Genomic DNA, 13,599 nt, shown 5'->3' with positions numbered 1-13,599 from the left:
CGTCGACAAGGTGCGGGGCGCTCAGGCTAAGGTCACCAGCGGATAACGCGTAACCGCCCTGGGGGACCCCGCACCGATGTCGTTCATTTCGCCGCTGTTCCTGTGGTACTTCATGCCGGCGGTACTGCTCGCCGTGCTGGTGTGCCCGCGCAGCTGGCGCAACGGCATCGTCGCCGTCGGCAGCCTGATCTTCTACGCCACCGGCGCCGGGCCGTACACGCTGGTGCTGATCGGCTGCATGGTGGTCAACTTCCTGGCCGGGCCGGCGCTGGAGCCCAACGCCTGGGATCTGCAGAACACGCGGCGCAAGCGGCTACTGCTCGGCGTCATCGGCCTCAACGTCGGCATGCTGCTGATCTGGAAGTACGCGGGGTTCGCGACCCAGCAGATCGCGGCCGTGACGCACTGGTTCGGCGGTGGCTTCCCGGTGGCCGACCTGGTCATCCCGATCGGCATCTCGTTCTACACCTTCCACCACATCTCGTACGTGGTCGACATCTACCGCGGTGAACGCCGCGCCCTGCGCAATCCGGTTTCGTTCGCCGCCTACATCGCGATGTTCCCGCAGCTGGTGGCCGGGCCGATCGTGCGGTACCGGGAGATCGCCGACCAGCTGCCGCAGCAGCGGTCGCACCGCCTCGACGACATCGCGGCCGGTTTCCCCCGCTTCGCGCTCGGGCTGTGCAAGAAGACGATCATCGCGGACTCGCTCAGCCCGATGGTGGACGCCTGCTTCAACACGCCATCGGACCAGATGACCTTCGCGATCGCCTGGCTGGGCGCGATCGGCTACACCCTTCAGCTGTTCTTCGACTTCTCCGGATACTCCGACATGGCGATCGGGCTCGGCAGGATGCTCGGCTTCCGGCTCCCGGAGAACTTCGCGCGGCCGTACTCGTCGGTGACCATCACCGAGTTCTGGCGGCGCTGGCACATGTCGCTGTCCCGCTGGTTCCGCGACTACGTCTACATCCCGCTGGGCGGCAACCGCACCGGCGCCGGGCACACCTACCGGAACCTGTGCATCGTGTTCGTGCTGACCGGGTTCTGGCACGGCGCGCAGTGGACGTTCCTGGTCTGGGGCATCTACCACGGCGCGCTGCTGATCGTGGAACGCGCTTTCGGCTACGACGTCACCCCGAAGACCCAGGCCGCCCGGATCGGCCGCCGGGCGCTGACGCTCGTGCTCGTGGTCTTCGGCTGGGTGTTCTTCCGCGCCAAGGATCTGCCGCACGCGCTCAACATGATCGGGCACATGGTGCTGCCGGACTTCACCGGCCTCACCGACGTCGTCGAAGGCGCGGTGACCAACCAGCGGCTGATCATCCTGCTGTGCGCGCTGGCGATCGTGTTCCTGCCCGCGCATCCGGTGACCGGGCCGCTGCTGGAGTCCTCGCGAAGCCGCCCCGCCACGGCGCTGCGGATCGGCGTGATGACCGTGGGCCTGGTGTACGCGGCCATCCTGATCGCGACGGGCACGTTCAGCCCGTTCCTCTACTACCAGTTCTGAGGGAGCCCGGAGAATGACCGAAGCGACCGATCTGGCCAAGCTGCCGGGCGTGATCCCCTACGTCGACAACCACGACGGCCCGCGCCGCCTGCTCACCATCGACGTACCTCCCGTCAGCATGAACGCGGTGCGTCATTACGTGCCCTTCACGAGCATCGACGGGCGGCAGTACGTGGTGTCGTGGGGTTCGGTCACCTTCGAGATCCCCGCCGACCGGAACGTGCATGTCAGCGTGCACCTGCAGACCAACTACGCGGCCGGGCTGACGTCGACCCCGTACGCGTCGATCGTCCTCGCGCCGCACCCTTCGCCGGTCAGGCTGGCCACTCGATTCACCGACGCGGAGGGCTCGCTCTTGCCGGTCGGCTAGCTTGGTCGCATGACCGACGGCTGGACGCGGGTTTCGCGGTGATCAGCGATACGCAGTTTTTGCCGGGTTATTCGTCCTGCTGACCGACACTCCCGGCGTCGGCCGGTTGACCGATCTGCCGCGGACGCGGCGGCTGGAGTTCTCGGCGGACATGGAGTCGCTCGGCGAAGCGATCGAAAACGTCTGCGCGCGAAGGGATCCGGCCTTTCGCAGGGTGAACCTGGAGATCCTCGGCAACACCGACCCGTTCCTGCACGCCCATGTCTGGCCACGCTACGACTGGGAACCGGCGGACGTGGCCAGGCGGCCGGTCTGGCTCTACCCGGCGGAAAAGTGGGCTACGGCTCCGCTGGGCCCTGAGCACGACTCACTGCGTTCCGAGCTGACCGCGGAGATCGACAGACTGCGTGCCTGAGTACCCCGGGGAGCGCCCCGCCGCCGAAACCGGCGACGGGGCGCTGTCTCAGACGAGACCGGTCAGCAGATCGGCGAAGACCCGCGGCCGGCTGAAGTAGCCGACGTGCGACGAGGCCAAGGTGTGCACCTTGAAGGGGTTGTGCGGAGTCAGCTCGTCGGCCTTGCGGATCATGTGGTCCTGGACCGCCGGAGTGATGCTGAGATCCGCGGTGAGCCGGACGTAGGTATGGGGGACACGTCCCCATCCGTCCGACTGAACCAGCGCGCCCGGCTCGAGCACCGCGTAGCTCTCGTCCGGATCCAGGGAGTCGAGCAACAGCCGGAACTGGTGGTCGGTGGAGTCGGCCATGATGGCGGTCTTCAGTTCGGCGAACAAGGCCGGGTCACCGTGGGCACTGCGCCAGTTCAGCCGGGCCACCCCGGGTTCGTGCACGTCAGGCACGGCGATCCGCGCCGACAGCGCGTCCAGCAGGTTCTCGTCGACCACATCCCACGGTTCGGTGAGCATGGCCGGGTCGCTGAGACAGAGGGCGGAGAGATAGACGAGGCGGTCGAGCAGTTCCGGCGCGGCGTTGGCGACGGCGCTGATCGTCAGCCCACCGAGGCTGTTGCCGACCAGGACGAGCGGTCCTTGGCCCTCGAGCCGCCGGAGGGTGTCCACCACATGCCGCACGTTGTCCCGCAACGTGACTCCGCGCAGCGGGGAGGGAGCGGCCGCCAGTGCCGCGAGGTCCTGCGGTTGCCGGTAGTAGGCGGCGGGGCTGTCCGCGAGGTCGCCGTGACCGGGGAGGTCGACGGCGTGCGAACGGTACCCGAGCAGAGCCAGTTCGTTCTGCAACGGACCCCAGGCCCGTGCGTTACTGGAGCCTCCGTGAACGAATACGAAAATGGGGCGCGAAAGTGCGCTCATGATCAAGATCCTTGTCATCCTTTGGCGAACGGTGGACGTGGACCTCGACGCCGACGACGGGCGGCATCAGGTCAGCGCGCCGGCCGGATGCGAATGGCCTGCCAAGTGTGGATGACGGAACACATGCCGGGCACCTTAGCCGGAAGCTCCGCCGGACACCCCCGATTTACCGGGAGCCGGAGATCGACAGACTGCGTGCCGCGTCGAACACCAGGCACGAGAACTCCTGACCGCGCGCCATCGGCAGGTAGTGCCCCGCCTTGGGGACGTTGACCAGCCTGCCGTCGGCGCAGACGTCGAAGAAGCGGCGTTCGTGGCGCCTGAAGTGGTCGCGTGAGCCGTTGATGAGCCAGGTCGGCCCCGGATAGGCCGCGAGTTCCGCGAGCACGTCGAAGTCGGCGAAGGCCTTGGCGACGTCCGGGATCACCTCGGTCGCGATGCCGCCGTCGAGCACGGCTTGGGCGAGCTTCGGCGGGAGCACGCTTTCGAACTGCCGTCGGCTGAGTCGCTCCCCGCGATCGGGCAGCCGCATGAGCAGCCGATGCGCGAGACGGAACGGCGTCTCCAGTGTCTTGCCCGGCACGCAGGTCGAACCCGCGACAAGGAGGCCCGCGACGCGATCCGGATGCCGTGCCGCCGCGGCGACCGCGACGTAGCCGCCGAGGGAGTGCCCGACGACCAGAGCGGGCTCGTCGATGGCTTCGACGACGGCGTCCACCGCGCCGGCGAGGGTGAACCGTTCTCCTCGGCGGGCGCCGTGCCCGGGTAGATCGACCGCCGTGGCGGGCGGGTTCGCGCGTTCCAGCTGCTCGGCCCAGGCGGCGCCGCTGAGCCGGATTCCGTGGACGAAGACGACGGGGACCATGGACTACCTCCTGAATGCAACGCACCGTTGCGTTGCAAAGTACGCGCGTCACCCGAGCAACGCAACGATGCGTTGTATTCTTCGCGAGTGCGCACTCAGGACGGCCCCCGCAAGGCCGAGGCGATCTTCGCCGCCACTCTCGAACTGCTGACCGAGCACGGGTACGACAAGCTCGCGATCGAAGCCGTGGCCACGCGGTCCGGCGTCAACAAGACGACGCTCTACCGGTGGTGGCCGTCGAAGGACGCGCTTCTGGCCGCCGCCCTGCGCGATTCAGGGCTCTTCGCCCTCGACGTCCCGGACACCGGCAGCCTCCGGGGCGATCTCCTCACGGTGGCGACGCAGATCCACCGGTTGCTGACTTCGGAGCACACCGCGCCCGTCGTCACCGCGACGCTCACCGCGGGCCCACGCCGACCGGAACTCGGTGAGGTGTCACGGAGTTTCTTCGCCGACCGCATGGCGCGCGAACAGCCGATCTTCGAACGTGCCGCCGCCAGGGGCGAACTGCGGGCAGGCGCCGATCCGGTCGTCGTGATGGATCTGCTCGCCGGGTCGATCTGGTTCCGGCTGCTGCTTCGCGGCGGCGAAGCGGATCCGAAATTCCTCGAAGAAGCCGTCGACACCGTACTGAACGGAGCCTCGTGAAAAGCGCGCTGAAGATCGAATCCGAACGGCTCGAAGATTATCTCGTCGCCGACACGGTCGTCGATCACGATCATCCGCTGATCCGCGAAACGGCTGACGGACTGTCACCGACCGGCGGCACCGAGGTCGACGTGATTCGTTCGATGTTTCACTTCGTGCGCGACGACATCGCCCATACGGTGGACGCCGCCGATTCCCGCGTCACTCTTATGGCGTCCGAGGTTCTGCGCGAGCGGGTCGGCCTCTGCTACGCGAAGGCCCATCTGCTGGCCGCTTTGCTGCGCAGCCAAGGCATCCCCGCCGGGTTCTGTTATCAGCGGATCGGCGTTCTGCACGGGCTCAACGCCGTGTACCTCGCTGGTCTGGACCGCTGGATCCGGCTCGACCCGAGGGGCAACAAGAACGGCGCGAACGCCCAGTTTCCTTTCATACGAAAGAGTTCCGTGGAAGACGAGCGGCTCGCGTGGGACCTGGACCCCGCCAAAGGCGAGATCGACTTCCCCACCGTGTACACCGCGCCGTCTTCGGCGGTAGTCGAAACACTGTCGGCGGCGAAGCCCGGTCCGGCGTGGTACGAAGGAATCCTTCCGCACGCTCCGTGAGTGGTTTTTCCGCGATCCGGCGAAACCTCCGATGCGAAAGCGACATCGCCGAGCGTCACACTCGTTGTTGGGACCTTTCCCCCGAATTTCTTATTTCGACATTGTCACGATGCGCGTAGAGTAACTCCCCGCACTCAAACAGATACGCAATGCGTTCGTCCGTTCGAGTGCGGATCAAGGAGGTGACCCCCGTGCCCGCGGAAGCCGACCGGCTCCGCCGTACCCCACTGCAAGAGATCTTCTGGACCAGGACAAGTCTTCTGCTCACCGTACTGGTCGTCGTCGCGGGCCTGAGCCTGTGGATCTCCAGCATGATGGATCCCGGCGCCGGTAGAACACTGCTCACTTCACTGGGCACCGGCACCCTGATCTCCGCGGTGGTCGGCTTCGGCCAGACCCTGATCACCGCCACCGCGTCACAACGCGCGATGGTGACCCCGCTGATCGAGGAAAGCCGCCGCGCACTGGAAGCACTCAGCGCCGAATACCGTTCACTCAACAAGGAATTCTTCCCCACCCACGTCTTCGAGGCGACCACGGACCCCGATCCGTTGTTCAACCGGGTCATGACCGAAGACCTCGACGCGACCCGGCACTACTTCTTCCGCGGGTTCTCCGGCAGGCACGCCGCGGCCCGGTTGCTGTTGTCCCGCACCGAAAGGGAGCTTCGCGTGGTCATCGCCGACCCACGCGACGAGGGCGCCATCAGCGGCAGGGCGCGCTATCTCCTGCGCAGCGAAGAAGCGGGCTTGGACTACGAGACCATCCAAAAGCGGCTCGACGACGAGATCAGTATCGGACTGGTCGGGCTGTTCCTGGCCCGCAGCCGGTGCTCGCTGGTGGACATCACCGTCGTCGCCGACCCGCCGCTGGACCGGCTCGAAGTGTTCGACGAGAGCGTGTGGGTGACCTTGTACAGCGACATCCGCGGCGCCACCACGCTGTATCCGCGCACGTTGCGGTTCAGCGAAGGCTCCTTCCTCTACAACAAGGAGCGCTCCGAATTCCTGCGCGTGTCACAGTCCCGGTCCGGACGGCACTTCCGCATCTCCACCACGACGACAAGGGCGGATTTCCTCGCTCTGTACGAAAAAATCACCGGTTCTCCCCTGACCGAAGAGAACTTCCTCGAACTGGAAGGGAAATTCCACGCCTTCCGGAAGGAGTTCACCACACTCGCCGAGCTGAAGCCCTGACTTCGCGGCGCCGAAGAGTACTAGAACTGAGGAGCTGAAGTTGCTCACTCGCTTGTCCCCCCTCACCCAGCTGGCCGGGCTGCTCCGCACCACGGACCTGCCGCTGGCGCAGCATTGGCAAGTCGTCGACGAGATCTTCCGGGACTGGACGTCGAGACCGGATCTGCGCACCGATCTTCGGCGCCATCTGGAATCGCTGAGCCCCGACGAGGCCGACGCGGTACTCGGACGATCGCGCGAAACGACCACCCATTTCGCCTGGTGCCTGCTCGACTCCCCGACGGATCCCTTTTCGATCTGGCTCCACGAGTACAAGGCGCCGGAGGACTGGCGCGAGGGCTACGCCGATTCCGTGCACAACCACAGATATCACTTCTGCACCACGCTCCTCCGTGGCAACTACGTCCACGAGCGCTACTCGACCCTGCGCGATCCGATTTCGGGATTGATCACATCGGTTCGGTTACGACGTAGCACTCTGTGTCAGGCAGGGTCGGTAGGCGTCATGTACGCGGACGAGTTCCATCGGATTCCTGAAGCCACCGAAGGGACTATGACATTCTTGGTGAAATCACGCCCAGTAAGCGAGTTCAGTCTTTCCTATGACCCGAAGACCGGAATCGGGCACCGTCACGTTCCGGTTGAGGTCCGATTGGGGGACCTGGCCGCCCGCATCTAACTACACACCGCCGTCGAAGGCGCATACCATTACTCCACCCGTCGGTAAGCGGGATCGGAGAGGTGTATGCGCGCGCGAAAAAGCACGATTCCTTCCCAGACCATTGACAACGTCGAGCATCGCGTCCGGCAACTGTGCTGGCGTTATGCGGACAAACTGCAGTTCCACGGCTGGCATCATGTGAGTTTCGTCCGGGCGAAGGCCGCCGGATTCGCCGAGCACAACGGTGCGGATCGCACCGTCGTCGAGGTGGCGGCACTGGTCCACGACGTGAACTACATCGTGCTCCGGAACTCCCCCGCGGCCGCCGGACGAGATCTCCGGATGGGCATCCTGCGGGAGTGCGGAGTCGAGGACACCGTGGCGCGGTGGATCGACGACATCATCGACGAAGCCGAGATGGCCACCCGTGGCCGGGACATCTCGCTGGAGGCTCAAGCACTGAGCGACGCCGACACGCTGTTCAAGGCGCTGCCGGTGACGCCCGTCGTGCTCGCCCACCGCTATCTGCGGGAGAACGGGCTGAGCCTGCGCGAACTGGCGCACAAGATCGTCGGCGAACAACGCGACGTCCATGACAGCGGTTACTACTTCTACAACCCGAAGGCCGCGGAGACCTACTCCCGGTGGGCACTGGCGAATCTTCAGTTGTGGCAATGCATCAAGGAAGCCGTCGACGATCCGACGGTCGTCGAACTCCTCGACGCGGTGCACGCCGTCGACGACCTGGCCCTCGAAGCCGAGCCTGCCGCTTCCTAGCGCTGGCCGTAGCCGCGGAGTTTGGCCACGACATGCTCGATTTCGGCGGGCGGGAGCAGATTCGGGGTTCCCGCCGCCCGCGCCGTCAGCCAGACCTGGCAGACCCATTCGAGCTGCTGCGCCCGGCTGTACGCGGAACCGAGGCCGTCGCCGAAGGTGATCGTGCCGTGGTTGGCGAGCAGGCAGCCTCGGCGGCCTTCCAATGCCTCCAGCATGGCCTTGGCCAGTTCTTCGGTGCCATAGGTGGCGTACGACGCGACGCGGGCCGTCGGACCGATCGCGGCCAGCATGTAGTGGATCGGCGGCACCTCGGTGACGAGGGTGGAGACGGCCGTGGCGTGCACGGAATGCGTGTGCACCACGGCCGAGACCGGCTTGCCGTCCGGATCCGCGGCCTGCCGGTACACGGTGAGGTGCATCGGGAGTTCGCTGGTCGGTTTGAGTGAGCCGTCGACGATCTCGCCGTCGAGGCCGACCACCGGCACGTCTTCGGGCCGCAGCCCGGCGTAGTCGACGCCGGTCGGGGTCACCGCGACCAGTTCGCCCTGCCGTGCGGAGACGTTGCCGGACGTACCGACCACGAGGCCGTCCGCGGTCATCCGGCGGGCGAATTCGCAGACCGCCGCGCGTTCTTCGGCCAGGATCATCGGCGCGGGTAAGGCGTCGGTACAGCTGGTCGTGAGTGGCGATTCGGGTTAGAACCCGAATCGCCACTCACGACCAAGGCGACCGTCCTACGACGTCGCGCGATCAGGGCGAGGACCGTTGGTCTTGGTGGGGGTCGGCTTCTGCGCGGCCTCCGGTTTGGCCGATTCGGCGTCAGGGGCGGGCGCCAGCAGCCGGATGGCTTCCTGGACGGCGACATCCGTGGCGGAAAGCCGTTCGGCGACCTTCGTCCGGAGTTCCAGCGCGAGCTTCCGGGCCTGCTGAGCCTCGGCCTGCTGAGTCTTCGCGTCGGTGAGAGCCTCCGCGACCTGCTCCTGCTTCGCCGCGATGTCCTCGGCCGAAGACTTCTCCGCCTTGGCGATCTTCTCCGCGGAGATCCGCTCGGCTTCGGCGCGTTTCTCCGCCGACACCCGATCGGCTTCCGCGATCTTGTCGGCGGACGCCTTCTCCGCCTCCGCGCGGCGAGCCGCCGAGGCCTCCTCGGCCTTCTTGTCGGCGGCGGCGCGGGCCCGGACGCTTTCCATGTCCAGTTCCTTGCGCTTCTGCGCCGCCTCGGCGTTCAGCCGCTCGATCTCGGCCTTGGCGTCCGCGAGCAGTTTCTCCCGCTCGGCCTGCGCGTCCTTCGCCGCTTTGTCGCTGGCGCGCTGCGTCTCGTGGGCGTACCTGTCCGCCTCGGCACGCGTCGAGGTGGCGTCCGCTTCCGCGGCGGCCTTGAGGTCGGCGATCTCCTCCTCGGCCAGCTGCATCATCATGCGGACGCGTTCGGCCATCGCGCCGGCGCCGGACGGGCTCGAACTCATCCGGACGAGGGCGGCCTTGGTCTCGTCCAGTTCCTTCTGAGCGTGGCCGAGCGCCTTCGTGAGTTCAGCGGCGGTGGCCACGGCCTCGTCGCGGTTGCGCGAAAGCTGCTTGAGTTCGGACGACAGTTCGGCGAGCCGCTCGTCGACCTGACGCTTGTCGTAACCGCGGACAGAGCCCGCGAATTGGGGCGATTTCGCTGAGGGCGCCTGAGGCGCCGACTTCTCAGGAGCGACCATGGCGGCCACCTTAATGAGCAGGGGCCAGTCGAGTAGTACCGCCAAACGGCTGCACTCGGCACGCGACCGGTCGATCACATGGCATCCTGCATTGTTGACAGGTCGTAAGCAGGGGAGGCCCGGGTGGACATTTCGGCGATCCTCGACGACATCCAGGCGCACTGGCACGTCTACGCCACGATGCCGTTCATCGCCGCGCTCATCGGGTACATCACGAAACGCGTGGCCATCGAGATGATGTTCCGGCCACTGGAGTTCGTCGGGATCAAACCCTTCCTCGGCTGGCAGGGGGTCATCCCGGCCAATTCGCGCCGGATGGCGACCACCGCGGTCGATCTGCTGACCAAGAACCTCGTCGATCCGCAGGAGATCTTCTCCCGGCTCGATCCCGACGAAGTGGTCAAGGAACTCGAAGAGCCGCTGCTCAAGGCCGTCGAGGACGTGACCCGAGAGGTCATGGAGCAGTACCAGCCCCGGCTGTGGGAACTCCTGCCGACGCGAGCCCAGCGGATGCTGGTCGACCAGGTCAGGGCACAGGCGCCGAAGGTCGTCGCGCGGCTGATGCGTGAGGTGTCGACGAACATCGACGAGGTCCTCGACGTCAACGAGATGCTGATCAACGCGATGGTCCGGGACAAGTCGCTGACCTGCCGCCTGATCAAGGAGGTCGCGACCCCGGAACTCCGCTTCATCGCCCGGTCCGGGATCTACTTCGGCTTCGTGATCGGCCTGGTCCAGTTCGTCGTGTGGGCGCTGACGAAGCAGCCGTTGATCATGCCGATCTTCGGTTTCGTCACCGGATTCGTCACCGACTGGCTGGCCCTGAAGATGATCTTCTACCCGCGGGAGCCACGCCGGTTCCTGTTCTTCAGCTGGCAGGGGATGTTCCAGAAACGCCGCCAGGCGGTCGCCCGCGACTACGGCGCGCTGATCGCGGACGAGGTCCTCACCGTGCGGAACGTGATGGAGGCCGTCCTCACCGGGCCGAAGTCGGACAAGCTGTTCACGATGATCACCCGCGAGGTCCAGCGGACCATCGACGCGCAGGCGAGCATCGCGAAACCGTTGGTGGCGCTGACCGTCGGCGGCAAGCAGTACCAGGAGATGAAGAAGGCCGCGGCGGAGAAGGCGATCGCGTACCTCCCCGAAACGGTGAAACATGTGGAGAGTTACGCCACTGACGCGCTCGACGTACGCAACACGATCGTCGTGAAGATGCAGCAACTGACCCCGCTCGAGTTCGAAGGGATCCTGCGACCCGCCTTCCAGCAGGACGAATGGAAGCTGATCGCGGTCGGCGCGGTGATCGGCGGGCTCGTGGGTGAACTTCAGGTCCTGCTCCTCCTCCACTGAGGACAGGCGGCTAGGTTCCCCTCAAGCGAGACGCGGGAGGGGCTGCGAGTGGACGCCGTCATCGCCGATCTCGGCGAGCACTGGCCGGTGTACGTCACCATGCCGTTCATCGCCGCGCTGATCGGCTACGTCACCAAACGCGTCGCCATCGAGATGATGTTCAAGCCGGTGGAATTCGTCGGCGTCAAGCCGTTCCTCGGCTGGCAGGGCGTACTGCCTGCGAACGCCGAGCGGATGGCGGCCACCGCCACCGAGATGCTGACGAACAACCTCGTCGATCCGAAGGAGATCTTCGCCAGGCTCGACCCGGCGCAGGTCGCGAAGGAGATCGAGCAGCCGCTTCTCCGCGTCGTCGAGGACGTCACCCGCGAGGTGATGGAGCAGTACCAGCCCCGGTTGTGGGAAGTGCTGCCGAACACCGCCCAGCAGCTGCTGCTCAAACGCGTGCAGGGCGAGGCTCCGCGCGCGATCACGAAGATCATGGGCGAGATCGCCGAGAACATCGAGGACGTCCTCGACCTCAAGCACATGGTCGTGACGAACCTGGTGCGCGACAAGGCCTTGCTGAACCGGCTGATCCGGGACATCTCGCGGCCGGAGATGCGGTTCATCGCGCGGTCGGGGATCGTGTTCGGCTTCTCCCTCGGCTGCGTCCAACTGCTCGTCTGGGCGCTGACGAAGTCGCCGATCGTGCTGCCGCTGTTCGGTATCGGCATCGGCTGGTTCACCGACTGGGTCGCACTGAAGATGATCTTCCTGCCGCGGGAGCCGAAGCGGTTCTTCGGCTTCTACACCTGGCAGGGCGTGTTCCAGAAACGCAAGGACCAGGTGGCCGCCGACTACGGCGACATGATCGCGCGCGAGATCATCACCATCCCGAACCTGCTCGAAGCCGTGTTGAGCGGGCCGAAGTCGGACAGGCTGTTCACGATGATCACCCGCGAGGTCCAGCGGACCATCGACGCGCAGGCCAGCGTCGTGAAGCCGTTCGTCGCGATGGCCGTCGGGAGCAGGCGGTTCCAGGAGATGAAACAGACGGCGGCGGCGAAGGCGGCGGCGCGGATCCCGGAGACGATCCGGTACGCCGAGAGTTACGCGGTAAACGCACTCGACGTCCGGAACACCATTGTGGACAGAATGCGACGGCTGAACCCGCTCGAATTCGAGCAGCTGCTGCGCCCGGCGTTCCGGCAGGACGAGTGGAAGCTGATCGCCGTCGGCGCGGTGATCGGCGGCCTTGTCGGTGAACTTCAGGTGCTCCTACTGCTTCACTGACGGCTACCCGATACCGTTTCCCATCCCCGGAGTGCGAGCGAGGAGGTCCCATGGACGCCGTCCTCGACGACCTCGCCCGGCACTGGTGGCTGTACACCGCGATCCCGTTCATCGCCGCGCTGATCGGCTACGTCACCAAACGCGTCGCCATCGAGATGATGTTCAAGCCGCTCGAGTTCGTCGGCATCAAGCCGTTCCTCGGCTGGCAGGGCGTGGTGCCCAAGCACGGCGGGCGGATGGCCGCCGTCGCGACCGAGTTGCTGACGTCGAACCTGTTGGACGTCAAGGAGGTCTTCCGCCGGATCGACCCGGCGATCATCACGCGCGAGATCGAGCAGCCGTTGCTGCGGGCCGTGGACGAGGTCGCCCGCGAAGTGCTCGAAAAGCACCATCCCCGGCTCTGGGAGGTCATGCCGACGATGGCGCAGGAGCTGCTGATCAAGCAGGTCCAGGCGTCGACGCCGCGGCTGGTGCGCGAGTTCATGGCGGAGATGACCGAGAACCTCGACGAGGTGCTCGACTTCCAGCACATGACCGTGCAGCGGCTCACCAGGGACAAGAAGCTGCTCGTCCGGCTCGTCCGCGAGACGTCACGGCCGGAGATGGCGTTCATCGCGCGCACGGGGATCTACTTCGGTTTCGGGCTCGGTGTCGTGCAGGCGATCGTCTGGGCGGCGACGAAGGAACCGTGGGTGCTGCCGATCTTCGGTGGCTGCATCGGGCTGTTCACCGACTGGCTGGCGATCAAGCTGATCTTCGTGCCGCGGGAGCCGGTGCGGGTCGGCCGGGTGATCCTGCAGGGCAAGTTCCAGCGGCGGCGGGCCGAGGTCGCGCGTCAGTACGGCGAGCTGATCGCGAACGAGATCCTCACCGTGCCGAACCTGCTCGACGCGGTGTTGCGCGGGCCGCGGTCGGATCGGCTGTACGCGCTGGTCGAGCGGCTGGTGGCGAACGCCGTCGACGAGCAGGCGAGCGCCGCGAGGCCGATGGTGGCGATGGCCGTCGGCGGGCAGCGGCTGCACGAGATCAAACAGGCGGCCGCGCGGAAGGCGCTGGAGCGGCTGCCGCCGACGATCCGCTACGCCGAGGGCTACCTGACCGAGGCGATGGACGTCGCGAAGATCGTCGAGCGGCGGATGCTCGGGCTGACGCCGCTGGAGTTCGAGGGCCTGCTGCGGCCCGCGTTCCGGCAGGACGAGTGGAAGCTCATCGCCGTCGGCGGCGCTATCGGCTTCCTGGTCGGTGAACTCCAGGTCCTGCTCATGCTCCACTGACCGCGTCGCCTTTAGCGGGCTAAACGCGCTCCGGGCGC

The 13,599-nt window shown here is 66.3% G+C and carries 15 protein-coding genes; 11 read left to right on the top strand and 4 right to left on the bottom strand.

Annotated features, from left to right (window positions below; genetic code table 11):
• The first annotated feature begins 76 nt into the window (after positions 1 to 76).
• The 3 genes from SD37_RS03220 to SD37_RS03210 all read left to right on the top strand — a co-directional run bounded on the left by SD37_RS03220 (position 77) and on the right by SD37_RS03210 (position 2,295).
• A complete protein-coding gene (locus tag SD37_RS03220; protein WP_044853767.1) occupies positions 77 to 1,510 on the top strand; it encodes an MBOAT family O-acyltransferase in 1,434 nt (477 codons plus the stop codon).
• Positions 1,511 to 1,523: 13 nt separating this feature from the next.
• On the top strand, positions 1,524 to 1,880 hold the full coding sequence (locus SD37_RS03215; protein WP_044853766.1) for a hypothetical protein: 357 nt from the start codon (positions 1,524 to 1,526) through the stop codon (positions 1,878 to 1,880).
• Positions 1,881 to 1,986: 106 nt separating this feature from the next.
• On the top strand, positions 1,987 to 2,295 hold the full coding sequence (locus SD37_RS03210) for a hypothetical protein (protein ID WP_201788867.1): 309 nt from the start codon (positions 1,987 to 1,989) through the stop codon (positions 2,293 to 2,295).
• A gap of 48 nt (positions 2,296 to 2,343) precedes the next feature.
• Here the strand turns inward: SD37_RS03210 and SD37_RS03205 are convergent, their stop codons facing one another.
• Positions 2,344 to 3,207, bottom strand: a complete 864-nt coding sequence (locus tag SD37_RS03205; RefSeq protein ID WP_044853765.1) for an alpha/beta hydrolase — start codon at positions 3,205 to 3,207, stop codon at positions 2,344 to 2,346.
• 166 nt (positions 3,208 to 3,373) lie between these two features.
• Positions 3,374 to 4,072: an alpha/beta fold hydrolase gene (locus tag SD37_RS03200; protein ID WP_044853764.1), complete on the bottom strand. Its 699-nt coding sequence runs from the start codon at positions 4,070 to 4,072 to the stop codon at positions 3,374 to 3,376.
• An 87-nt stretch (positions 4,073 to 4,159) separates the two neighbouring features.
• On the opposite strand from SD37_RS03200, the gene SD37_RS03195 reads away from it, so the two are divergent.
• From SD37_RS03195 to SD37_RS03175, 5 genes are all read left to right on the top strand, one after another.
• Positions 4,160 to 4,720 carry a TetR/AcrR family transcriptional regulator gene (locus SD37_RS03195; protein ID WP_044853763.1) on the top strand — a complete coding sequence of 187 codons (561 nt, stop codon included), beginning with the start codon at positions 4,160 to 4,162 and terminating at the stop codon, positions 4,718 to 4,720.
• A complete protein-coding gene (locus tag SD37_RS03190) occupies positions 4,717 to 5,322 on the top strand; it encodes a transglutaminase-like domain-containing protein (RefSeq protein WP_044853762.1) in 606 nt (201 codons plus the stop codon). The genes SD37_RS03195 and SD37_RS03190 overlap by 4 nt, the downstream gene beginning before the upstream one ends.
• 149 nt (positions 5,323 to 5,471) lie before the next feature.
• Positions 5,472 to 6,518 (top strand): hypothetical protein, encoded by a 1,047-nt coding sequence (locus SD37_RS03185; RefSeq protein ID WP_081736550.1) that lies wholly within the window; start codon positions 5,472 to 5,474, stop codon positions 6,516 to 6,518.
• Between the two features lie 40 nt (positions 6,519 to 6,558).
• The gene (locus tag SD37_RS03180) at positions 6,559 to 7,197 is read left to right on the top strand and encodes a hypothetical protein (protein WP_037318253.1); all 639 of its coding nucleotides are present in this window, start codon (positions 6,559 to 6,561) and stop codon (positions 7,195 to 7,197) included.
• A 66-nt stretch (positions 7,198 to 7,263) separates the two neighbouring features.
• Entirely contained in the window at positions 7,264 to 7,956 is a 693-nt protein-coding gene (locus SD37_RS03175; RefSeq protein ID WP_044853761.1) for an HD domain-containing protein, read from the top strand.
• Here SD37_RS03175 and SD37_RS03170 read toward each other — a convergent pair.
• Positions 7,953 to 8,603 carry a class II aldolase/adducin family protein gene (locus tag SD37_RS03170; RefSeq protein WP_044853760.1) on the bottom strand — a complete coding sequence of 217 codons (651 nt, stop codon included), beginning with the start codon at positions 8,601 to 8,603 and terminating at the stop codon, positions 7,953 to 7,955. The two genes, SD37_RS03175 and SD37_RS03170, sit on opposite strands and share 4 nt — an antisense overlap.
• Positions 8,604 to 8,690: 87 nt before the next feature.
• A complete protein-coding gene (locus SD37_RS03165; RefSeq protein ID WP_044853759.1) occupies positions 8,691 to 9,659 on the bottom strand; it encodes a coiled-coil domain-containing protein in 969 nt (322 codons plus the stop codon).
• 123 nt (positions 9,660 to 9,782) lie between these two features.
• Here SD37_RS03165 and SD37_RS03160 point away from each other — a divergent pair, with 123 nt between their 5' ends.
• The 3 genes from SD37_RS03160 to SD37_RS03150 are packed head-to-tail and all read left to right on the top strand — an operon-like array spanning position 9,783 to position 13,561.
• Positions 9,783 to 11,012 (top strand): DUF445 domain-containing protein, encoded by a 1,230-nt coding sequence (locus tag SD37_RS03160; protein ID WP_044853758.1) that lies wholly within the window; start codon positions 9,783 to 9,785, stop codon positions 11,010 to 11,012.
• 48 nt (positions 11,013 to 11,060) lie between these two features.
• Positions 11,061 to 12,287, top strand: coding sequence for a DUF445 family protein (locus SD37_RS03155; RefSeq protein WP_418189800.1), 1,227 nt, complete (start codon positions 11,061 to 11,063; stop codon positions 12,285 to 12,287).
• 50 nt (positions 12,288 to 12,337) lie between these two features.
• Positions 12,338 to 13,561: a DUF445 domain-containing protein gene (locus SD37_RS03150; RefSeq protein ID WP_044853756.1), complete on the top strand. Its 1,224-nt coding sequence runs from the start codon at positions 12,338 to 12,340 to the stop codon at positions 13,559 to 13,561.
• Positions 13,562 to 13,599: the final 38 nt, after the last annotated feature.

Source organism: Amycolatopsis orientalis, from assembly GCF_000943515.2.
Lineage (GTDB): Bacteria > Actinomycetota > Actinomycetes > Mycobacteriales > Pseudonocardiaceae > Amycolatopsis > Amycolatopsis orientalis.
Note: the sequence above shows the minus strand (reverse complement) of the source record. Positions and strands in the feature narration are given on the sequence as shown.

Coding starts and splice junctions, on each gene's coding strand:
- SD37_RS03175 (WP_044853761.1), top strand. CDS start 7,264: ATGCGCGCGCGAAAAAGCACGATTCCTTCCCAGACCATTGACAACGTC.
- SD37_RS03215 (WP_044853766.1), top strand. CDS start 1,524: ATGACCGAAGCGACCGATCTGGCCAAGCTGCCGGGCGTGATCCCCTAC.
- SD37_RS03220 (WP_044853767.1), top strand. CDS start 77: ATGTCGTTCATTTCGCCGCTGTTCCTGTGGTACTTCATGCCGGCGGTA.
- SD37_RS03150 (WP_044853756.1), top strand. CDS start 12,338: ATGGACGCCGTCCTCGACGACCTCGCCCGGCACTGGTGGCTGTACACC.
- SD37_RS03205 (WP_044853765.1), bottom strand. CDS start 3,207: ATGAGCGCACTTTCGCGCCCCATTTTCGTATTCGTTCACGGAGGCTCC.
- SD37_RS03185 (WP_081736550.1), top strand. CDS start 5,472: ATGCGTTCGTCCGTTCGAGTGCGGATCAAGGAGGTGACCCCCGTGCCC.
- SD37_RS03200 (WP_044853764.1), bottom strand. CDS start 4,072: ATGGTCCCCGTCGTCTTCGTCCACGGAATCCGGCTCAGCGGCGCCGCC.
- SD37_RS03165 (WP_044853759.1), bottom strand. CDS start 9,659: ATGGTCGCTCCTGAGAAGTCGGCGCCTCAGGCGCCCTCAGCGAAATCG.
- SD37_RS03170 (WP_044853760.1), bottom strand. CDS start 8,603: ATGATCCTGGCCGAAGAACGCGCGGCGGTCTGCGAATTCGCCCGCCGG.